Origin of the sequence: Veillonella sp. 27098_8_77, assembly GCF_041431535.1 — a bacterium.
Lineage (GTDB): Bacteria > Bacillota > Negativicutes > Veillonellales > Veillonellaceae > Veillonella.
The window spans coordinates 98,887-120,373 of record NZ_JAPVXW010000006.1 but is presented as its reverse complement, the minus strand read 5'-3'; the positions used below and the strand labels follow the sequence as shown (position 1 = coordinate 120,373).

At 34.9% G+C, this 21,487-nt stretch carries 17 protein-coding genes and 1 other annotated feature (1 of these 18 cut by a window edge); of the genes, 2 read left to right on the top strand and 15 right to left on the bottom strand.

What is annotated here, in order from left to right; translation table 11 throughout:
- Positions 1 to 70: 70 nt before the first annotated feature.
- A complete protein-coding gene (locus O3617_RS05385) occupies positions 71 to 1,327 on the bottom strand; it encodes an LlaJI family restriction endonuclease (protein WP_371449069.1) in 1,257 nt (418 codons plus the stop codon).
- Positions 1,314 to 3,194: a hypothetical protein gene (locus O3617_RS05380; RefSeq protein WP_371449068.1), complete on the bottom strand. Its 1,881-nt coding sequence runs from the start codon at positions 3,192 to 3,194 to the stop codon at positions 1,314 to 1,316. Before O3617_RS05380 ends, O3617_RS05385 begins: the two co-directional genes overlap by 14 nt.
- A gap of 290 nt (positions 3,195 to 3,484) precedes the next feature.
- On the opposite strand from O3617_RS05380, the gene O3617_RS05375 reads away from it, so the two are divergent.
- Positions 3,485 to 3,562, top strand: coding sequence for a putative holin-like toxin (locus O3617_RS05375; protein ID WP_227041506.1), 78 nt, complete (start codon positions 3,485 to 3,487; stop codon positions 3,560 to 3,562).
- A gap of 305 nt (positions 3,563 to 3,867) precedes the next feature.
- Here O3617_RS05375 and O3617_RS05370 read toward each other — a convergent pair whose 3' ends face one another.
- The 11 genes from O3617_RS05370 to infC form a co-directional block, all read right to left on the bottom strand.
- Entirely contained in the window at positions 3,868 to 4,941 is a 1,074-nt protein-coding gene (locus O3617_RS05370) for a ComEC/Rec2 family competence protein (protein ID WP_371449067.1), read from the bottom strand.
- A gap of 550 nt (positions 4,942 to 5,491) precedes the next feature.
- On the bottom strand, positions 5,492 to 8,755 hold the full coding sequence (locus O3617_RS05365) for a DEAD/DEAH box helicase family protein (RefSeq protein WP_371449066.1): 3,264 nt from the start codon (positions 8,753 to 8,755) through the stop codon (positions 5,492 to 5,494).
- Entirely contained in the window at positions 8,755 to 10,653 is a 1,899-nt protein-coding gene (locus O3617_RS05360) for an Eco57I restriction-modification methylase domain-containing protein (RefSeq protein WP_371449065.1), read from the bottom strand. The genes O3617_RS05365 and O3617_RS05360 overlap by 1 nt, the downstream gene beginning before the upstream one ends.
- Positions 10,654 to 10,873: 220 nt before the next feature.
- Positions 10,874 to 11,224: a hypothetical protein gene (locus O3617_RS05355; protein WP_371449064.1), complete on the bottom strand. Its 351-nt coding sequence runs from the start codon at positions 11,222 to 11,224 to the stop codon at positions 10,874 to 10,876.
- Positions 11,225 to 11,237: 13 nt separating this feature from the next.
- On the bottom strand, positions 11,238 to 12,077 hold the full coding sequence (locus tag O3617_RS05350; protein WP_371449063.1) for a BRO family protein: 840 nt from the start codon (positions 12,075 to 12,077) through the stop codon (positions 11,238 to 11,240).
- A 246-nt stretch (positions 12,078 to 12,323) separates the two neighbouring features.
- Positions 12,324 to 13,661, bottom strand: a complete 1,338-nt coding sequence (locus O3617_RS05345) for a hypothetical protein (RefSeq protein ID WP_371449062.1) — start codon at positions 13,659 to 13,661, stop codon at positions 12,324 to 12,326.
- Between the two features lie 403 nt (positions 13,662 to 14,064).
- A complete protein-coding gene (locus tag O3617_RS05340; protein WP_371449061.1) occupies positions 14,065 to 14,547 on the bottom strand; it encodes a hypothetical protein in 483 nt (160 codons plus the stop codon).
- Between the two features lie 80 nt (positions 14,548 to 14,627).
- Positions 14,628 to 15,269 carry a PdaC/SigV domain-containing protein gene (locus tag O3617_RS05335; RefSeq protein ID WP_371449060.1) on the bottom strand — a complete coding sequence of 214 codons (642 nt, stop codon included), beginning with the start codon at positions 15,267 to 15,269 and terminating at the stop codon, positions 14,628 to 14,630.
- A 177-nt stretch (positions 15,270 to 15,446) separates the two neighbouring features.
- Positions 15,447 to 15,797, bottom strand: a complete 351-nt coding sequence (rplT, locus tag O3617_RS05330) for a 50S ribosomal protein L20 (protein WP_005376311.1) — start codon at positions 15,795 to 15,797, stop codon at positions 15,447 to 15,449.
- Between the two features lie 46 nt (positions 15,798 to 15,843).
- Positions 15,844 to 16,041 (bottom strand): 50S ribosomal protein L35, encoded by a 198-nt coding sequence (gene rpmI, locus O3617_RS05325; RefSeq protein WP_005376016.1) that lies wholly within the window; start codon positions 16,039 to 16,041, stop codon positions 15,844 to 15,846.
- Between the two features lie 21 nt (positions 16,042 to 16,062).
- On the bottom strand, positions 16,063 to 16,617 hold the full coding sequence (gene infC / locus O3617_RS05320; RefSeq protein ID WP_005376236.1) for a translation initiation factor IF-3: 555 nt from the start codon (positions 16,615 to 16,617) through the stop codon (positions 16,063 to 16,065).
- Between the two features lie 402 nt (positions 16,618 to 17,019).
- Here infC and O3617_RS05315 point away from each other — a divergent pair, with 402 nt between their 5' ends.
- Positions 17,020 to 18,534, top strand: coding sequence for a DASS family sodium-coupled anion symporter (locus O3617_RS05315; RefSeq protein ID WP_371449059.1), 1,515 nt, complete (start codon positions 17,020 to 17,022; stop codon positions 18,532 to 18,534).
- A gap of 182 nt (positions 18,535 to 18,716) precedes the next feature.
- On the opposite strand, the gene O3617_RS05310 is transcribed toward O3617_RS05315, so the two are convergent.
- Complete coding sequence (locus O3617_RS05310) at positions 18,717 to 19,238, bottom strand: MarR family winged helix-turn-helix transcriptional regulator (protein ID WP_371449058.1); 522 nt, start codon at positions 19,236 to 19,238, stop codon at positions 18,717 to 18,719.
- Between the two features lie 158 nt (positions 19,239 to 19,396).
- Positions 19,397 to 21,307, bottom strand: coding sequence for a threonine--tRNA ligase (gene thrS, locus O3617_RS05305; RefSeq protein ID WP_371449057.1), 1,911 nt, complete (start codon positions 21,305 to 21,307; stop codon positions 19,397 to 19,399).
- Positions 21,308 to 21,380: 73 nt separating this feature from the next.
- Positions 21,381 to 21,487, bottom strand: a binding site (T-box leader); it runs 124 nt beyond the window's last position.

The following is a 21,487-nucleotide window of genomic DNA, read 5'->3' as shown; positions in this document are numbered from 1 at the left end:
AAAAATCCTCCTAATTGCTATTTTATAACTATTAGGAGGTTTTATGCTTATCTACATTTTATAATTAAAATCAAGATATCGATTTTTTATAGCACTCAATTACATCTTTAAGATTTATATATTCTTCACGAATATATAGACCATCAATATGCTGTCTATCAACATGCACAACGGTTTTCCTTTTACCAGATGTTGGTATAACTAAAGCACTTTTAATAATGGCATTTTTATATTTACCTCGTAAATAGTAATAATAAAATGCTTGCTTATAATTAAAAGAATTCACATCATTAGTAAAGTACTTAGAATCAAATAATAATATTAATGGTTGCTTTTTACTTGTGCAGGTTTTAAAGAAATGATCAAATTGAATAGAGAATCGGCTTTTCTCATCCGCTTCTCGTTGCTCTATATCCATACTATCTGGTTTTATTATATTTAGCTTACAAGGTTGTTCTTCCTTTGTAATTTCATAATCATGACCCCAAATACGTATATGTTTAGATAAATACATATGTATCATTCGTTCCCAAACCAATTCAAAATACAAGGTTAAGAATTTAGATGATTTACTTCGATTACTTTTCCATTGAAAGTATCTGATCAACGATTTCAATAATAATCGTTCATAATCCTTAAAAAGCCTACCACATAATGTTTGCAATTTAGCAATACAAAAATCATACTCATCAAATATAGGATTATAAAATTGACGCTTATACGGATGAATATCATCTAACAAAGTTTGAAAGGTATTATAGAAATCAAATAATACGTAATCCATACATTCCGTAATAAAAATTGACTCATCATATTCACAATTAACTACAAACGGAGAGTATATAAAATTTCCATCACTTAATAAGGGACGAATCGAATTTATTGTTTGATGCCAATTAATATGACCTTTATAACCTTTAACTGTATCTCTTAGTTGGCGATGATATAAACCAAACTCTAAATAATATGTAAGGATATACTGATAAGCATCTACTGGTATCGTATCAGCTAATTGTCCTGGTTCAACACCATATAGCTCTCTATCTCGCTTTATAATATGCAATATATCCTTCATATCTTGCAATACTTTTGATTTTTCATCTCTCAAAATTACTTTATCAACATGATAGTGCTTAGGGAAAGAAAGTAGAATATTATCTTTTTTTACTACCATACCAACGAAAGAGCATTTTAACTTCTCATTATATCGATCACAGTATGAGTAAATATCCCACTTTCGACAAAATGATTCTGTCAATTCATTGCCATCATTAATAATTTCAAAATGATAATCTAATACATCATTATTCATTTTATAAGTTTCCATATACTTGTTTTACAGATTCACTTAAAATATTCTTTTTGTTATTAAATGTTGAATATAACTGACCAAAGGATTTAATGCTATCATCAAAAAGACTAGCTCCAGTATATGAAACTCGCTCAACATCTTGCCATAAATAATGCAATAGCTTATCAGCAACTTGTTCGCGGTTTGCATCATCATCGTCTTTATCCTTTAAGAAGAAAGGCCCTAATTGCTTATCTTCAGCTAATCCTAAATCATTTATAATGATGTGATTAATAGCTTGATATAGTTTAACCCACTCATACGTATCAGAATTTGTAAATTTAATATCAAAATTGTTAACGTATTCATCATCTTTGCCATCGACAGGAATAGGATCGACAGTAATAGGATCTACACCAATATATTTGAAATCAAATCTTCGTTTAAAAGCAGTATCAATAACATTAACATTTTGGTCACTGGTATTAACAGTTCCTATGATATGTAAATTTGATGGAATGATAATTTTGTGGCCTGCTTTTATTGCTCCATTTAATATAAGGTATTCATAAATAGATTTATTGTTAATGCCATACATGCTTTTACCAGTATCATCCCTATCTAATAGTTGGAATATATCGCCAAAAATACTAGCAATATCACCACGAGACATTTCCTCTAAAATAAGATAAACATCTATATTTCTATCTTGAGTTCTCAAGGCTGCGCATAATGCAGTTGTAAATATCCCTGGAACAAACTCATAACTAACTTTTCCTTCTTTTGTTACAGGCATAATATTACCTACGAAATCAAAGTAAGAATAATCACGGTAAATAGTAGTACGAAAAACATAAGGGTTATCATCATACTCTGTATATCCTGGATAACTCTCTTTTATTAGTGAGCCTATCCTATAACTTTTACCAGTACCTGGTGCACCATAATACATAACTTGTAATGGCTTTTCCTGTTTATATTCTGATAATATTATATTTTTGTCATCTATATCATTAGATAATTGAGGTATCAGTTCCTTTATTTTTTTAGTTATTATATTGGCTTTTTCATCAGTTATACAAATAAATCCGCCTTGAAGATTTATTTGTCCACTGCCATCTAGCCAATCATCTAGACAAGCCTTAGAAATAGGTTCATTAAACACATGGACACAACGTAATACAGCTGCTTTTTTTAATATAATACTTTGTTTAGATGCATTTCTTTTTTTAGACGTATCTTTCTCTGAAACATCTAGTACATCAGTATAATCTACAACTTGAAATATACAGGAAACCGCACTAGAAATTTGTTCTTCTGTTTCTCCACCATTCACATTGTAACCTAACCCAAATTCACCAATATAACTATCATCTACTGATTCATATTTATATGTAACAATATCTCCAACCTTCATCTTATACCAAGAAAAGTCAGATACCTCAGAATTTGAGATTGCTCGGCATATACGTCTGGATGCTTCTTTATTCATATCGTCTTCCTTACTTTGTTGTTTTTTTGATTTATTTCTATGTTCTTTCCAATAAAGTTGTGCTTTTTCCCTAATTTCTTTCTGAACATCTAATAACTCTAAGTTTAAAGAGCGTCCTTTAGGTGTCAAAACAAGAGTTTTATCCTCAATTTGACGCTCCACAATATCTAGAACTATTAATTCTTTAAGTGCTAGCCCAAACTTGATTGTAAATTTATTATACGTATTTCTTGTTCTTTTAGATGTATATTCAGTATTAGCAAATTCAGCAATCTTAGTATCTGCCTGAATTATTAAAGAACGAATCTCTGACGTCTTTAATGAAGTACTAGCTTGACTAAGTACCTCTAAAATAGGTTTTATTAAATACGAAACTTGCTCTTCTGCAGGCAATTTATCAAAATATCCCATAATGTCCTCCACGAACTTATAGTACTAAGCAATTATCAAGATTAATATCCTAGTACATTATAAATAGTTTAACATATCTTAGTCCATACATGAATATTTAATGAACCACTCTTCAAAATACTCTTACTCAAAATAATATTTCAATCAAAAAAAGGTTCCTATTGGTCACCTAGGTGACTATTAGGAACCTCTAATGTATTTACTTTTGTTATTGACAGGGCTATATTGAACTTGAGGCCTCTAAATGGGTCCAGCCTTTGCTAATCTTCTAGAGATTGGCGGTGATCAATATGAGTACATACAAAGTGTTATCTTTAATGATTTCATTTGGTATACTTGTGGCGACCATTATTATGGCAGCTAAATGAATTGACATCTAGCTAAAGCTAGCTTTTCACGGCATAGGCCATGAAAAAAGGCCCGACTGTGAAGTCAGACCGTTTCTTCGATTTTTAACTTTAGAAGCGAAGTCTGGCGTCCAAGCCATTTATGCCTCACTTTGATATAAATTATATCATATTTAAACACGGAAGGGAATCATATGATTCCTTTCTCTGTTTTGTTTATACACCGAATAGATATGACTACTAGAATCCTCTATTTTGTTATAAATACACAATTAATAAAAGATAACTCTATAGTTCACAGTTTATATTATACTCAATATAACATTTTAATCCCATGATTCAACAGTTGAACTAAATGACAATCCACTTACTGGTCCCCAGCCTTCTCTAGTAGGCATATTATCAGAATGATGACAAATTGTGTTCCCATATGTTGCACTAACTTTAAATTTCCGTTTTATAAATGCATTAACTACACTTTTACGTGGATGATCACTATCTCTTGCAACAGACGCACAAGCAATTCTATTTTCAACACAATTTGAGCATTTAAATCCAGTTATTTTGTCTATTATAGAACTAGATATATTATGACGACTTCCATGATGAGGTATTTGAATCAGGTTATATTTTTCAAATTGAATATTATTACTAATACCAAAATTATATGCAACATCTAAGGCCTTTATTCCCGCATCTCCCGTTAATAATACATTATAAGTAGATAATCCCAAATGCAAAATAACAGATGTTTCATTCTCTGCACTAGTTGATACATTTTCACGCAGAGTATCCTCTCCACTAAAAGATTCAACTATAAAGTTTTTAATACTATTAAAAGCCTCAGTGAATTTAATCCCACTTCTTTTTTCGGCAAGATTATTTTTAGATGAGTCCACAATTTGTTCGATATAAAAAGTTTTACTTGGACTAAGCACTTTAATCTCATCCGTAATATATGCCCCCTGAAAAATAGGTAAAACAGGTATATTATATTTATTAGCTAAATCTTCAATTTCCTTCACATTAGGATAAGAACTATATAATTCTTGTTTCAGAGATTCCTTAGTTTTACGACCGTCATCAACATACGTCCATAAATCTTCAATGTAGTTCCAGGGACAATTCATATAAATTTTTCCAATTTCAAATTTTCCCAATAATTCGATTATACCACTAGTATGATCATTATCAGGATGAGATACAATAACATAATCTAATTTTTCTGTATTATAGTACGCTCTTAAATGCTGCTCTATAGTCTCACCAAATGCTTTTACACCTCCATCATACAATATATGAATAAACGTTTCCGTCCCCTCAGGCATATATCTGAATAAAATTGAATCTGAATCTTGACTCACCGAATTATTACCTAAAAAATCTATTTCATATTTCATAATACGCCCCCATAAATTAAACATATTTACTTACACGCTTATTGATATATTCTGTTTGTTTTCTATAACTAAATAAAAATAATACTATTAAAAATAGATTGTAAATAGCAATTTCACTATTAATCAACATACATATATCATTTATTTCTTTCTGTATAAATACTAAAAAAAAGATTATTAATCCTGTAGAAATTGTACGATATACATTATTAACTGTATTTAATTCAATGATAGTCTTATCGCATTCAATAGCAGTTAAATAAAATCTATAATCAATAAATTTTATAAATTTTATTTTTTTTAGTAGCGGCTCAATAAATATAGATCCAATTCTACTTATTATCATTCCAATAAAATATGCCATAAAAAAGATGTAAACAATTGGTATCTGATTCCAATCATATACGTTCCAAAATATATTATAACTATATATAAAAATCATTCCTGGAAATAAATTATTCCATATATCATAACGCCTTAAATATTCAAGTAATATCTCCATGATATTTGTACCTCAATAATATCTATCATAATTTTATATTACTAATTACTAAACAAACCATTCTTTTACTAAATCCTGTATTCTTTCCTCTTTAGCATAAGGTATTGTATCTTCTTGCACAAAATTCTTTCTACTTACATCATCACTAATTGGACCAAAGATAAAGTTTGTAGCAATCCGATAGATAATAGCAGATGGAGCAAAACCATAAACTTGATTTTCAAGAATATGTTTCAAACGGTCTTTATCATCTGGAAATTGTTGTTTCATAGATTCATTGTTGTATAAACGTTTAACCAATTCAGCAATATACAATCCAGATTTCATATAGAGATCTATATAGGTTTTCGTTGAATCAGCAAAAATATTAGGATTTTCTTTTTCCAATTCATCAACCATTCGTTTTACTACTTTTTTAGGTGTAAAGATTTGATTTGTTTGTTGTGGCGGAATGTAATCAAAGATATCTTCTTTATTATCTTCAAAGTAATTGGCAAGTTCTGCTTTTTTACGTAAGAATTCAAGAATAGCCTCATTAAATGTCGGTGCATCAAATAAATGACCATTAAAGTCATCTCCACCATCACGTAGATATCTAAATTGATCTAATGTGATTCCAGTAACTTCATGGAAAACATCTCCATCTACATAGGTATCAAAATTGTCTAATGTAAGCTGCTCATCACCATATGCCATAAGGAAACTTGGAATTGTTCTAGCAAAGCCACGTAGATGGCCACGGATTTTTTCTTCATCACTATTCATTCGGTTTTGTAGAGCTTCTACTTCCTGCTGTTTAATAATCTGTTTTGGCAATTCCTGTAATGTTGTACTAATATCTTTCGTAAATTTATCTTTATATTCTACTTTCACAGCACTAATTGCATCTTCTCGTTCAGTTTCAATAGCTAGCTTTTCCTCTTCTGATTTAGCAGCTTCAATTTTTTCTTTATATTCAGCTTCTTTATGTGCAATAGCAACATTTTGTGCCTTATCATTTTCTTCGGCTACCGTCATAATGGCATCTTTAATATCTTTCTCAATTCGTTGTGCTGCTCGATTTTTAAGACCATAGGTTTCTTGCATTTCCTGAACAATTGGTGTAATAACAGGTGCAGTCACACGAGCTAGCATATCCTCCAATGTCGGTTTTAAATCTTCATTACGTATTGTATTTTCAATATTTGCAATTGAACTTCGTAATTTATCTCCAAATAAAGCCTCTTGTTTATTAATAACGATTTCGTCTGGAACAATTGGATTATCATCATCGTCTAAATCTACATCAACAATATCTATGTCATCGTTTCCCACAACAACTTTGCCTTGAGATGCTTCAGGCAATTCACTTAGAATATCTAAAACAGTTTGAGTTGCTCTAAAAATACCAGCAATATTATCAAATAGAAGATTAGACATGAAACCGCGTTTAACAACTTCTTGGGCTTTAATTTGCTTAGGAATCGTCATTACCTGAGCCGCATCAATCTCTACCATTCGACCTGATGAGTCCTCAGCTATAACAGGGAAGAAGTTTAATAATTCACCGATATTCTCTTTTCTTTCATCAGTCGTACCATGTCCATTAGCAGTTGCCATAGATAAATCATTAGCAAACTTATCATAAATAATAAGTGTACGTTCTGGTGCAAAATCAAATACATAAGCCCGTTCTTTTCTATAGTGTTTACCTTTTTCTGTCCACGAATATGGATTTTGTGCCCTAAAAGCAGCCTGCATATACTGAGCCGGTGACTTCATATTACATAGCATAATAACGCCAGTCCATTCAGGTACGGTTACACCTGTTGTTAATTGTCCTACTGAAAGCGTAATTGTTTTCTCATGATCTGCTATAGCTTTACGAACAGCCGCTAGAGAACGAAGATTCTCAGTTCCCTCATCACTATTATGTTCATAAGCATTACCTGAACCTGCAGCTAATACAATTCCATAATTTTCAAAAGTAGAATGATTTTCTAGTAACTTCTTAAGCGCCTTCGCTGAATTTACACGATCTAAAATCCAGAATGTATGCTTTAATTCATTACGTAGATCTTTTGTAGAGAATGGATATTTTTCATTATGTGTTAAAGTATCAAGCCACGCAACAACTGCTTCTTTATGAACAAATTCACCACTCTCATTAGTAGCAAAGAACTCATTCAAATCAAATGCATAATCATAGTTTTCACCATCAACAGTTACACCATCATTAATGACATCTAAAACCATCTTAGACATTTGATAGGTAAACATATTCAATTGAGGTAATGCTTCGTATGGGTTCTCACTTTCACACGTGCTATCCCAATTTTTCTTGGCTTGTTGTTCATCTGCATATGACCAATTATAAATCTGTTCATCACTAAATTGACCTTTGGCGATTGATTTAAATGGTGTACCTGACAAATGAAGGGTCCAACGTCTATGTATATTGCTAAATGCAAAATCGGATTTACGTGTATCCACCGCTTCGTGAGCTTCATCTATGATAACTAAATCCCAATGTAAATCGGCCACCCATTTTAATTTATCGTATTCGCCACCAAAATATTTAGACCCTTTTAAATCTTGTAAGCTGATGAAAGCAATTTGTTTTGCCTCATCATGTTCACTAAGATATTCAATAAATTGTTCTCGACTCATAGATGGTCTATCTTTTAAAGAATCGGTACTGCTAACAAATTTATATTCTGTATTTCCCGCAATAAATTGATCAAAATCGTCATACCAGGAATTAGCAACAGCTGGACGATTGGTAAGCACTAAAACATTTGTTATACCTAATCGTTTAACTAAATCATAGGCTGATAATGTTTTACCAAACCGAGGTTTTGCATTCCATAAGAATTCACTATTTTCATGACTAGTGAAATAAGCCTCTGTTTTCGTAACAGCTTCGTCTTGCTCCCGACGTAATGTGTATTCATTACTTTTTCCTGGTTGATAACCTGATACATCATGATGAATAAACTTGTTAAATAAACCTTCTGATTTCTCCGGCGTACCATTGAAATAAAACCACTCTGTTTTCGGTCTACGTTCTATATCATAAAATTTCAGGAAACCGTGAAAGTCATGGTCTTTAAAATTTAGACCTTTTTCTGGTCCATCTACATATTCGGCTAAATGATTCCATAATATTTCTGTTTGAATAGCTGCTGTATGGGTTTGCTCACGAATTCGAGTCTCCACATCCCGTTCCGTATACCCAATCTTAATCCATCCATCATTAGTGGTAACTTGTGGTGTAGTATATGCATAGATTTTAGGTTCTACAACCTTCCCTGTTTTTATCTCTGTCCCCATTAGTCCATAGCCCTCACTTTAGATTCGATGAAATCTATTTCATCTTGTGAAAGATTATATTTTTTGTACAATTGTTGGTCTATGTTTTCAATAGACTGAGACCAATCAATATCTGAGTTAGGTTTAAAGTCTTGATTAGGAACAAAAGTCCAAGTTGCTTTAGGATTATGTTGAGTAATTTTTAAAATACCTAACATGGTTCTAGCAAATTTAGTCTTTATATATTTTAAACAAGCAACTGACTCTTCGTATGTTGAAAAATTACCAACAGAAATAAATGTTTGAGTATGCCCGATTAGGGGTTCCCCGATTAGGGGTGTAGAAAGTACTTCTCCTATAGCTCCTGATCCATTAGACTTCGGTAAAATAACTTTATACCCATATAAATTATCCGGCCCATTAATGTAATCTTTACGAACCCATTTTTCACTACGCAAGTTATTCTCACGGCCAATAATTTTAATATAATCTGTTTTCAACTCATCATCTGATAGTTCTATTTTAAAAATTTGAGGTAATTTATCAAATATATTCGTCGTCACATCATATTTATGCCCCTTACTTAATTGTGATTCGGCACTAGGATAATCTTGATGTAATTTATCGGTTAATTTATAGCTTTCAGGAGCAACAACTAATGCGCTAAAGGTCATAAAGTCATTTGATTTATATACCTTTTGATAAATACTATTTAGCTCACTAAAAGCCGTAAAAGTACCTATTGCACCAAAATCTTTATTACTATCTCTATATGTTATAGCAACGCCACCTTTAATGTCTGTATTAGAAAAAATCTTAGAAGAATCTTGCTCATAATAATTTACTTTAAAATGAGGGTCATTAAGCTTTTTTCGATTCCAAGCTTTAGGTGTTTTACCCGCATTAAATAAAAACCTTGCAGGTGTAATTAAGCATACTTTATCAGCAATCTCTTCTGCTGCATCCATCATATAGTTGTAAATAGGTTTATCACTTGTACCTTCAGTTTCCTCCTGATAAGGCGGGTTTCCAATTACTATATCAAACTTCATCATTTCATCTCCCTTAGAAATTGAGTCCATAGATACTAACACTTTATTTTCCCAGTCTTTGACAACTGTAAACATATCCCCTTGTTTCTCTTGATTATTTACATCATCAAATAGATTAAGTTGAATATTGCCCTTTGAATCATCTGAATATGGGGTTTGCTTAGTTAACCCATTCATTTGGAATATATTATAAGAAATAATAGTTGCTATTTGTTTAATTACCTTCATTGTCGGTAATTTACCAAATTTGTAATCATAGTATTCACAAAAAGATAATAATAAGTTTTCACGAGCTAATAGTAATGAATCACCTTGTAATTCATAACCATAGCTTGATTCATAAGCTATTTTAGATAATTTAATAAACTCTTGTTCAGAATTTACTTCTTTAGCTATCCGTTGTAGTTTACGATCTAAAAAGCCAACACGCTTTTCCACAGGAATAATATCACCAGTAATAGAGTTATATCGGGTTACAATATATGGACCTTCACCGCAAGCAAGCTCTAACCAACGTGAAGCAATGAAGCTTTCAAAAGAAATATCTTCTATTTCATCCAATACAATAGATACTTGCTTGTCAACAAGCCATGGTGGAGTAAACACTTCCCCCCGTTTACGAGTACGTAGCTCTTGATTACGTTTATTCTTTTCAACACGTGGTTGAATAATCGAATCATAAGGGCCTATAATTAAATTCTTTTTAATAGGTTGGTCAGCACAAAAAGGCTTCCCCATACCTTCATAAGAAGGAGAAGCCCATAAAATATTTTTGTTTGTAGTCCTATCTTTTAGTAAAATTGTCAACAGCGTTCCAGAATCATTAGCAATCCCTTCTTCACTAATATCCACTGTTAATAATTGCATATAAGCCTCATTTCGAATTAAAGTTACATTTGTAATCATTATATAATTATTCATCCAAATTTTAAAGTACGCTTTGCTTTATAGAATAATAACGCACAAAATTCGTAATAATACCCAATAATATAAAGTGACATATATATTATATACAAAATACCACATCATACAGGGCAAAAAATCCCTATCTGATGTGGTATTATTTTCTTTACGACCTATTTCATCACTATATATTAAATGTAATACTACTTTTTGGATTCTTCAGTTTCGGAAAACCATATATCTCCAACGCATGTAAAATCTTTTGAATATTTTCTTTGATACTATCTTTAGAAACAGGTATAGAACACACGATATATATGATACCATCCACTTTTGCAGGATAAATACTTACAACACAATCATGACTATGTATAATGCGAAGCAGATATACATCATAAGTAGACTCAACATAAAAATCAAACTCCTGATTTTCATGTATTACATCAGGTATGTCATGAACTGGTGCTACAATACAATCAGATATCTGAAAAGAATCTGCATCAAAATGTACTCTACAATTACGTTTTCGTTTCATCCGTTCAAGTCGTTCATCTATCATATTTCACCACATCACTAATTAGTCGTCCTAAATCAATAGCATTTTTAGAGGTAATAACAGGCTTACCAGTTCTAGCTTCAATCGATTTACGTGCATCACCAGCAATAGAACCACCATCTTGAGCAACTTGTTTATTCTCGTCTAATCCTTGAGGATTAGTTGCCTCCGCAATATCCTTTGTAGCCGTTTCGGCTAACATATTTAAGATAAGTTCTGTAGTAGACATATTATCTCTTAGATTTTCTTTTTTTAGCCCCTTAAAGTCCTTATATTCTCTAGTCGTCATTCCAGACCAAGCTTTAGAGATTTCATTCGTTAGGATAGCATATTCATTACCAGCTTTAACACCATGATCTTGCCAAGTATCGGTTAATTCTTTACGAACCTGAATGGCCTGTAATCGTTGATTAATCCATTCTCGGCTATAGCCCTTACGAGCATATGATTCTAAAGCCCTATCAATCGTGAGTTCCGGATCAATGATTTCATCAATACGTTCTTTACCAACCTCTGCTAACCACATTTTAAAAGGTTCTGCCTTAGGCGAAGGAATGGATTGTATAATACGGAAAATATCCTTTAAGTTTCCTGCTAATACTTTTCGAATCTTACCATTCGTCGATACCATTCCTACCTTGGGACAATTTGTCCCAAGGTAGGATGCTAATATTTCATCCCTCTTCTTCATTTTTCTTAAATAATCAGTTGGATTTTTACTTTCAGATAAAACCCCTACAACATCCACTATACTAAAATACCACTCTTCCCTTTCATTATCCCACACAGAACGAATTTGACTACCTTCAAACATCTTTACATCATCACTCATACATCTTCCTCCTCTCTTTAAACGCAAATATATGTTCTATATTATTATCTATAGTATACGCCTTTTAGCATAAGAAAAAAAGATATTTTCTAGAAAATAGAGCTCTTTTTTAACTTTTATCACACACAAAAAGCCCTCTATCACAAGGTATATACCTCACAATAGAGAGCCTATAGTTACATGAAAAAATCTAACCTATGGTGAGAGTTACTTCACAAGGTATTTTTAAATTCCTTACATTATCTATTATTTCGTATTCTTAATATCAACCGTCGCCATGTCTTTTGGCATCTTAGCCCCAAGCCCACTTTGGAATGTGTTATAGTAGTCCTTATTGTTATTAGTGTCTACATATTGCACAATATCTCGCAAATCTTTTTCAACTAAAGAGCTTGTATTATAGATCATAATAAAGTGATTATAGACATATTGTTTATCATGGGATATTAACATATATATCGTTGTTTTAGGGCGCTTAATTTGCATATATACGGATGGCATAGCATCATTCCATACGGTAGCAAATTGGATTGGTTGGTGCATCGAATACTTGTCAGTTAGAATAATACTGCGTACAGCTTTCGGGAAAATTTTTTCTGGATGTTGTATATCTTCAGCCTCAACTGGCATCACCATGATACCTTCTCTATACTGATCGCTATCGTATACATACATGTACGAATCATTCTTATCTTCCCGTATCATTTTACTTGTTTTTAGCGTTAAGAATGTAAAATCATTAATTGTTAATGCTTTGCTTTTTGAAAGTATATCCTTCGCTGGTTCAATGGATGGTAATACATAGTTTACCAACGGAGACATTATCATGTCTTTAGCCTTATCAACACCTTGAGCTTTTAACACGCTAAACTGTTTTCTAGGCATAAAATTATAACCTACATGATACGAAATCATCGGTGTATTCTTCATCGTAAAATTAAGGCTCCCCACCATTGGTGCATCCTTAGCATACGTGACATCCCATGTCGCTTTTTCAACCGTAGGATACGTAAATTTACCAGCATATAATGAATGGTCATCACCACGAAATACGCCAGCTGTTTTCTCTGCGATAGCTTTCATATCATCAACAGTCAATTTGCTATAAGGAATCTTACTATCTTCCCAATTATTGCCTGTTGGTTGATGACGTAATTCATAAGCCATCATACCATCAGGGCTCATAATCATTGCATTTCTGAAAGCAGGTGTACCATCTGCAATCTTTTCAGTATTCCCATATCGACTCGAGTAAGGCATGGTGAATTTTACATTGGCCCCATCCTCTTTCAAAATAAATATTGATGAAGAAAAATCTAATGCATGGTTCAACTCACGATTTGAATAAATGATATCATTTAAATCAAATTCGCCATTACCTACCACTTGTTTGGGCATATATGTTTTTATATCCTTTTCAACATCCCGTTCCATCTGTTGCGCATCCGCATCAGTCTTGCGATAATTCTGATATGCATCCTTTGATACCGTCGGATCTGCACCAGGTATATTAATATCAATTGCGTTACTACTAAAGGCAACACAACTTAAACAGAGCGTAGCCATCAATACACGTTTCATCATACAAACTCTTCCTTTCACATAAATTCTCTCAAATAGTATATATGTATAGAATATCATATTTCGTTTGACTTATAGTAGTATAATGTAAGTATAGAAACTAGGAGGTGATTACTATGAAATTTACTAAACGTATACTCATCATGACTGCTTTAGCCGTGACTGCTGTAGTGTCCACAGGATTTGCTTACGATTATGTATGCAATAATTCTCAGTACAATTGCAATACAAGTACGCAATACAACTGCAATAACAATGCTAACTATGCACCATGCAACAATAACAGCCAAAACTATTGCAGTCCAAATTCTAATACAAGAGGATGCGGCGGATACAGAAGATAATATATTAGATACGACAGAAGCCTATAGTACAAAAATATGTACTATAGGCTTTATGTATTTTTTCAATGTATAACTAGTCCCGCTATCCCCCACAGTACGGCTATAACTCCAAATATAAATCCCCATATGCTAAGGAATGAGTAGATCATAGATTGATGTGGATATATTCTGATGGAATAGGAGCTATAATCATCATTTCCACCCATCAAAAATCGACTAATGGTACCAAATATCTTAGCCATCGGACTAGGGTTATCGTTAAATACGATCTGATATGTCCCCGGCTTAGCATGAAATGTATAAAGCTCGAGTCGTACGTCGATTACTTTAGTTACGCTAGCGGGTATATAGCTAGTTCTTAATAGGACTTCCTTTTCCGTTTCACAGTTAATAAGCTGCAATCCAAACATCCCTAAGGGAGACTTTTTAAAGCGATTACCATTAAGCCATACACCGTAGCGACCAGCTGTTTCAATGGTAAAAACACCTTTATCCGTTCTATAGGGCATATCATGTATGGCCGAGATAGTAAAAATTTTCACCATATACCGAAGGCTAATCACCAGTAAGAACAGCCCGATGGGTATCATTAATAATGTTATATACAACTATAACGCCACCTTTATTACGAGTTCATGCGGTTAAAGTATTCAATAGATTGCGGTGTAAATCCAATATAGGTAGTGCCATTAGAATAAGGTCCTAATTCATATGGTTGGTAAACTAGATCAATGTTACCCTTACCGCGTAAGCAGTAGTTATCGGTTACATATGTTACACTCCAACCTTGTGGGATATGGCTCTTTGTATGGGAACCGGTGTAGTAATCTAATACATAAGACCGCAATCCTCTGTCCAACTGTTCTGCATTAGCGATTTTTACATAGTTGTATAAAGGAATCCGTTGACCTGTTATCTTATTATATACAAGGCCTCTCGTATAATACATACCATGAACGGCACCTGCATAGTAATTATATGTCGTCAATAGAATGGACACGACTTGGCTATCCTCATAGGTAACCTTATAGCTTTGAGCAACTTGGTAAATATGTTGGTTATAATACATATCCTTTGCTTCTAGCACATAGTTTGCAATGTCTGTATTAATGGCCTGTTGCGCATAAGCATGATCTGTATAAACTAATGGATATTTTAGATCTAAGTTAGCATCTGATTGGCTACCGGTTACAACCTTTGCATAGCCCGGTACGGCTAACATAGCCCCTACGGCCCCTAAAACTAGAGCTTTCTTTAATACGTTCATACTAATCCCTCCTATACATGAGATTTGTTAACGAAATATCTATACTGAGTATTTCGCCATGCACTAGGAAATCTCCTTTTTATTGTTTTGAGGTAGTGGTACTAAAGGGGGCTTTTACCAAAAAACATACAAAAAAGGACCCTCTAAAGAGAGTCCTTAATTCGTTATGGTATGCTATTAAGCGTTTTTAGCTACTTCAACAAGTTTAGCGAATGCTGCTGCATCGTTAACTGCCAAGTCAGCCAACATTTTACGGTTAACTTCAACGCCTGCTTTAGTCAAACCAGCGATGAAACGGCTGTAAGTTGTGCCATTGATGCGAGCTGCTGCATTGATACGAGCAATCCACAATTGACGGAATTCGCGTTTTTTCGCACGACGGTCACGACGAGCGTAGTACAACGCTTTCATTACTGTTTCGTTAGCTTTTTTGAACAAACGAGAACGAGTACCGCGGTAACCTTTAGCTAATTTCAAAATCTTTTTATGACGTGCATGAGCTGTAACGCCCTTTTTCACTCTTGCCATTGTATATTCCTCCTAAATTACGATATATCAATCTAATAGTTAGCGATTAAGCGTATGGTAAGCATTTAACTACGCGTTTGTAGTCAGATTTAGCAACCAATGTAGCTTTACGTAAATTACGTTTACGAGCTGGAGATTTTTTCTCAAGAATGTGGCTTTTGAAAGCTTTTGCACGCTTGAATTCACCAGTACCAGTTACTGCGAAACGTTTAGCCGCTGCGCGACGAGTTTTAATTTTTGGCATAATTATAATCCTCCCAATATCCTATTTACTTACTAAAATCATGGTCATATTACGACCTTCTAATTTAGCTGCTTTTTCAATAGACGCCGTTTCTTTGAGTTCTTCAGCAAAACGTGTCAACACTGCCATGCCAAGTTCAGGGTGAGAAAGTTCACGACCGCGGAACATGATGGTTACTTTTACTTTGTTACCTTCACCCAAGAATTTGGATGCGTTTTTCATTTTTACGTAAAAGTCATGGTCTTCAATATGTGGACGTAACTTAACTTCTTTTAAAGTTACGATTTTTTGTTTCTTTTTCGCTTCTTTCTCGCGTTTTTGTTGTTCATAACGATATTTACCGTAGTTCATAATGCGAGCTACTGGTGGTTTAGCGTTAGGTGCAATTTCCACAAGATCAAGATGCTTTTCTTCAGCCAATGCCAACGCCTCACGGCCAGACATGATACCGATTTGTTCGTTTTCAGGACCTACGACACGAAGTTCACGAGCACGAATTTCTTCATTAATGCGTGGTGTATCCTTGCTAATAGCTTTCACCTCCAAGAGAATAAAAAAACGGATGGCATACACCATCCGAATAGAGTTCTCTATATGTGACCTCATACTTCTTGGTATTAGGTGAGTGGCGGATGGCCTCTGCTTCATAAATTACTTAATTATAATAACAAATTAATTGGTGAAAGTCAACACCAATCTTGTATTTTCCTATACATTTATTATTACAACTCCTATAGTATAGCAAAGTTTATGCATCTTGTATAGGCAGTAACCGTTGCCGATATAGCCCGAACAATAAATGCCCCAGTCTGAACAATAAGTAATACAGTCTAAACAATAAATGACGAGGTAAAAAGTATAGCTAGTGAATATTTCCTCATAGACAGGTATACCCCTTTATGTACATAATGATTATATACAGTAGTAATATTACATATATAGTGCTGTATAATGATAATCACAGAAAGGAGTGTTATTATGAGTACAACAAGTACTACCAACACAACAAAACAAGCTACGGCTCCTCCGAAGGGTCGTACAACAGTTCAAAACATCGGACTTATTCTCGCATTTATTGTTTTAGGCGCCATTTTATTATTACCAACGCCTGAAACATTATCCACAGGTGGTCATCGCATGATCGGCATTCTCGCCTTTGCCATCATCCTATGGATGACATCGGCCGTATCCTATCCTGTCAGTGCGACCATGATTACGGCCCTCACCGCTTTATTGCTTGGTTTCTCACCAAATCCTGAGGCGCCTGCTAAAATGATGGGTACCGCCAATGCATTAAAGCTCATCATTTCTGGTTTTTCATCACCTGCTATGATCCTCGTTGGGGCCGCCATGTTTATCTCCGTGGCCATGCGCAAAACAGGACTTGATCGACGTATCGCCATGCTCGTTTTATCCAGCGTCGGCACCAAGGTAAGTCGCATTTACCTAGGCGTTATTATTACAGGCCTCATCCTTGCATTCTTTGTGCCAAGTGCAACGGCCCGTATCGCTTGCCTTGCTCCGATTATCATCGGCATCGTTGAGAACTTAGGTATTGAACGTAAAAGCCGCGTTGCGGCCCTTCTCATGGTCGGTGCTGTACAAGCTGATACATTCTGGAACATTATGATTCAAACCGCAGCCGCCCAAAACCTTGTGGCCGTTGGATTCATGCAAACACAGATGAATACATCTGTTAGCTGGATTGACTGGCTCACAGCAGCTGCTCCATTTTCCATCATCATGGTTATTATCGCCTACTTCTTAACACAAGCATTAATTAAACCAGAGTTCAAAGAACTCGTTGGCGGCGATGTACAACTCGCTAAGATGCGCCAAGAAATCGGACCTATGAGCACTGATGAAAAGAAACTCTTATGCATCTCCATAGGTTTACTTGCATTGTGGGCTACAGGTGGTAAATTACATTCCATCGACACCACCACAACAACGATCATAGCGATTGCCCTATTCTTCTTCCCTAAAATTGGTATTATGGATTGGAAATTCGCTCAACCAAACATCGACTGGGGTTCCATCGTTATGTTTGGTGCTGGTATCGGTCTCGGTACAGTTTTACTTAAAACAAAAGCGGCTACATGGCTTGCTCAAGTATTCGTTAACGCATTCTCTCTAGAATCCGCTACAGTATTCTTGTTGATTGCCATCATGGCTGCATTCCTCATCGTAATCCACTTAGGATTTGCCTCTGCCACCGCCCTTTCATCAGCGATGATACCAATCGTTATCTCCATCGTTGTAGGTCATAATGCAGAAGGACTTAACCCTATTGGCGTAACCATGATCATGCAATACGCCATCTGCTTTGGTCTAGTATTACCAGTAAACTCACCACAAGGTATGGTGGCTTACGGTACAGACACATTCGACGTAAAAACATTTATGACAACAGGTATTCCTTTAACCATCATCGGCTATGTAATGATGCTCGTATTTGCACTTACATACTGGCACTGGATAGGGATAGCCTAAAATACTACAGGCCTGTATCTTTTCTTAGGACCGTTAATACACCTTCCTAAGAATAGAACAGGCCTGTTCTATTTCTAGAGGCGCATATACACACCTCCCTCAAATTAGTACAGGCCTGTTCTTTTTCTAGAGATGCACATACACACCTTCCTAAAATTAGTACAGGCCTGTTCTATTTATTTTTATTGGGTATAATCCGAATCAATAAAATTAGCTATAGGTTTCTTTGCCATTCTATTATGTATATGAATTAATAGTCTTGTTGTTTGTTCTCGTTGTTCTTTAGGTATTTGAGAAAATAAGGCCCCCATTACCTTATTATGCGTTGATGATATGCGTTCGTAGGTGCGAATTCCTTTCTTTGTTAGCATAACATCGCGAGATCGTTGGTCACTCCAATGTTTTACAGTGGTAACTAAACCTTTTTTCTCAAGATGTTTTATAACCCAGCCCACAGGACTGAGGTGTTTATTATTTAACAAAGTTTTGAGTTCCGTATAAGTTACTACATGCCTCGTCTTATACACATGTTTAATAATAGAAAATTCTTCACGTGTTACGTTGCCAGCATCATAGATTTTAGATTCTTTGTCATAAAAATCTTTATAAACTAGGTCAATCATCCCCCACAATTGACGATGCGCAAGCGTAAGATTTTTATTCTTTTTACGTTGCAAAATTGAAGCTAAACTTGACTTCTCCACACAGGGTCACCACCTAATCATAATAAGATGTTCATTATAATTTCTCCCGCCACTATAATGAAAGAAAAATCCCCTTATATATGAACTGCTACTATTAGATTATAAAATCTAAAGATAACTGTCCAGTATATAAGAGGATTTTTATTTATATTATGTAATTAGTTGCGTTCTTTAATTTCAATTTTAATGGAATTGAAGAATTCGTCGAATGGAACTGTACCCAATTCGTCGCCGCCGTGTTTACGTACGTTAACGGAATTGTCTTCCATTTCTTTATCGCCAACAACGAGCATGTAAGGAACTTTTTCCATTTGTGCTTGGCGGATTTTGTAACCAATTTTTTCGTTGCGGTCGTCTACTTCTACGCGAACATAGTCATGACGCATTTGTTTTGCCAATTGATTAGCGTATTCCACGTGTTTTTCGGAGATAGGTAATACTTTCACTTGAACAGGCGCCATCCAAGTTGGGAATGCACCAGCATAGTGTTCAGTCAAGATACCGATGAAACGTTCCATGGAGCCGAAGCATGCACGGTGAATCATGATAGTACGATGTTTTTGACCATCTTCACCGATGTATTCTACGTTGAAGCGTTCAGGCAAGTTCATATCCAATTGGATAGTACCACATTGCCATGTACGGCCCAAGGAGTCTTCGATATGGTAGTCAAGTTTAGGACCATAGAACGCGCCGTCGCCAGGGTTGATAACATAATCGATGCCTTTTGCTTCGATAGCGTTACGCAATGCTTCTGTAGCTGCTTCCCAAATTGCATCATCGCCCATTGCATTGTCTGGTTTAGTAGACAATTCAACATGGTATTTCAAACCGAATTGGCTATAGATGCGGTCGAACAATTCGATAACTTTCATCAATTCGGATTGCATTTGTTCAGGCAACATAAATACGTGAGCATCGTCTTGTGTGAAAGCACGAACGCGGAACAAGCCGTGTAATGCACCGGACAATTCATGACGGTGAACTAGGCCAAGTTCTGCATAACGAAGTGGCAAATCACGGTAGGAATGCATTTCGTTTTGGTAAACCAAGATGCCGCCTGGGCAGTTCATAGGTTTAATTGCATATTCTTCGTCATCAATGATTGTAGTATACATGTTTTCACGGTAATGATCCCAGTGACCAGATGTTTCCCACAAGTGTTTATTCAAGATGATTGGTGTGCGAATTTCATCATATTCGAAATCATGATGTACTTCGCGCCAGAAGTTTTCCAATTCGTTGCGAAGGGCCATGCCTTTTGGCAAGAAGAATGGGAAACCAGGACCTTCTTCTTTGATAACGAACAAACCAAGTTCTTTACCAAGTTTACGATGGTCGCGTTTAGCCGCTTCTTCAAGCATGTGAAGGTATGCATCAAGTTCTTCTTTCTTTTCAAATGCAGTACCATAGATACGTTGCAACATTTTATTTTTTTCATCGCCGCGCCAGTATGCACCTGCAATGCTTTGTAATTTGAAAGCTTTCACCTTACCAGTAGATGCAACGTGAGGACCTGCACATAGATCTGTGAAATCGCCTTGTGTATAGCAAGAAATCACAGCATCTTCAGGAAGGTCTTCGATCAATTCTACCTTGTAATCTTCGTTTTTAGATTTGAAGAACTCGATAGCTTCTTGACGAGGCATTACGGATTTAGTGATAGGCAAGTTTTCTTTTACAATACGGCTCATTTCCTTTTCGATTTTTGTCAAATCTTCAGGAGTTAATGTATGTTCCATATCGATATCGTAGTAGAAACCTTTATCGATAGCAGGACCGATAGCCAATTTTGCTTCTGGCCATAAGCGTTTAACTGCTTGTGCCATAACATGAGAAGCTGTATGGCGCAATGTATGTTTACCACCATCTTCTTCAAATGTTAAGAATTCAACCTTGCTGCCATCAACAAGTTCTTCGCGAAGATCTGTTAATTCGCCATCTACATTTGCAGCTAACACTTTTTTAGCCAAGCTATTAGATAATTGTTTTACTGCTTCCCCAAGAGTAGTGCCAGCAGCGTATTCCTTTGCACTACCATCAGGTAAAATAATTTTTACATCTGCCATTTTAATTTCCTCCAATTTATTAACTAGGATAGACTCAATTTTAGTAATAAAAAAAGACCCTCTATCCCTACCAACAAGGGACGAAGATCATTCGCGGTTCCACCCTAGTTAATTCACCGCATCACAAGGATACAGTTCATTCACTTCATTAAGCCCGATAACGGTGGCTGCCGTATTTAC

Bases quoted from the DNA above. Each gene is read 5' to 3' on its own strand.
- O3617_RS05385 (WP_371449069.1), bottom strand. From the start codon at position 1,327: ATGGAAACTTATAAAATGAATAATGATGTATTAGATTATCATTTTGAA.
- O3617_RS05380 (WP_371449068.1), bottom strand. From the start codon at position 3,194: ATGGGATATTTTGATAAATTGCCTGCAGAAGAGCAAGTTTCGTATTTA.
- O3617_RS05375 (WP_227041506.1), top strand. From the start codon at position 3,485: ATGAGTACATACAAAGTGTTATCTTTAATGATTTCATTTGGTATACTT.
- O3617_RS05370 (WP_371449067.1), bottom strand. From the start codon at position 4,941: ATGAAATATGAAATAGATTTTTTAGGTAATAATTCGGTGAGTCAAGAT.
- O3617_RS05365 (WP_371449066.1), bottom strand. From the start codon at position 8,755: ATGGGGACAGAGATAAAAACAGGGAAGGTTGTAGAACCTAAAATCTAT.
- O3617_RS05360 (WP_371449065.1), bottom strand. From the start codon at position 10,653: ATGCAATTATTAACAGTGGATATTAGTGAAGAAGGGATTGCTAATGAT.
- O3617_RS05355 (WP_371449064.1), bottom strand. From the start codon at position 11,224: ATGAAACGAAAACGTAATTGTAGAGTACATTTTGATGCAGATTCTTTT.
- O3617_RS05350 (WP_371449063.1), bottom strand. From the start codon at position 12,077: ATGAGTGATGATGTAAAGATGTTTGAAGGTAGTCAAATTCGTTCTGTG.
- O3617_RS05345 (WP_371449062.1), bottom strand. From the start codon at position 13,661: ATGATGAAACGTGTATTGATGGCTACGCTCTGTTTAAGTTGTGTTGCC.
- O3617_RS05340 (WP_371449061.1), bottom strand. From the start codon at position 14,547: ATGGTGAAAATTTTTACTATCTCGGCCATACATGATATGCCCTATAGA.
- O3617_RS05335 (WP_371449060.1), bottom strand. From the start codon at position 15,269: ATGAACGTATTAAAGAAAGCTCTAGTTTTAGGGGCCGTAGGGGCTATG.
- rplT (WP_005376311.1), bottom strand. From the start codon at position 15,797: ATGGCAAGAGTGAAAAAGGGCGTTACAGCTCATGCACGTCATAAAAAG.
- rpmI (WP_005376016.1), bottom strand. From the start codon at position 16,041: ATGCCAAAAATTAAAACTCGTCGCGCAGCGGCTAAACGTTTCGCAGTA.
- infC (WP_005376236.1), bottom strand. From the start codon at position 16,617: ATGGTGTATGCCATCCGTTTTTTTATTCTCTTGGAGGTGAAAGCTATT.
- O3617_RS05315 (WP_371449059.1), top strand. From the start codon at position 17,020: ATGAGTACAACAAGTACTACCAACACAACAAAACAAGCTACGGCTCCT.
- thrS (WP_371449057.1), bottom strand. From the start codon at position 21,307: ATGGCAGATGTAAAAATTATTTTACCTGATGGTAGTGCAAAGGAATAC.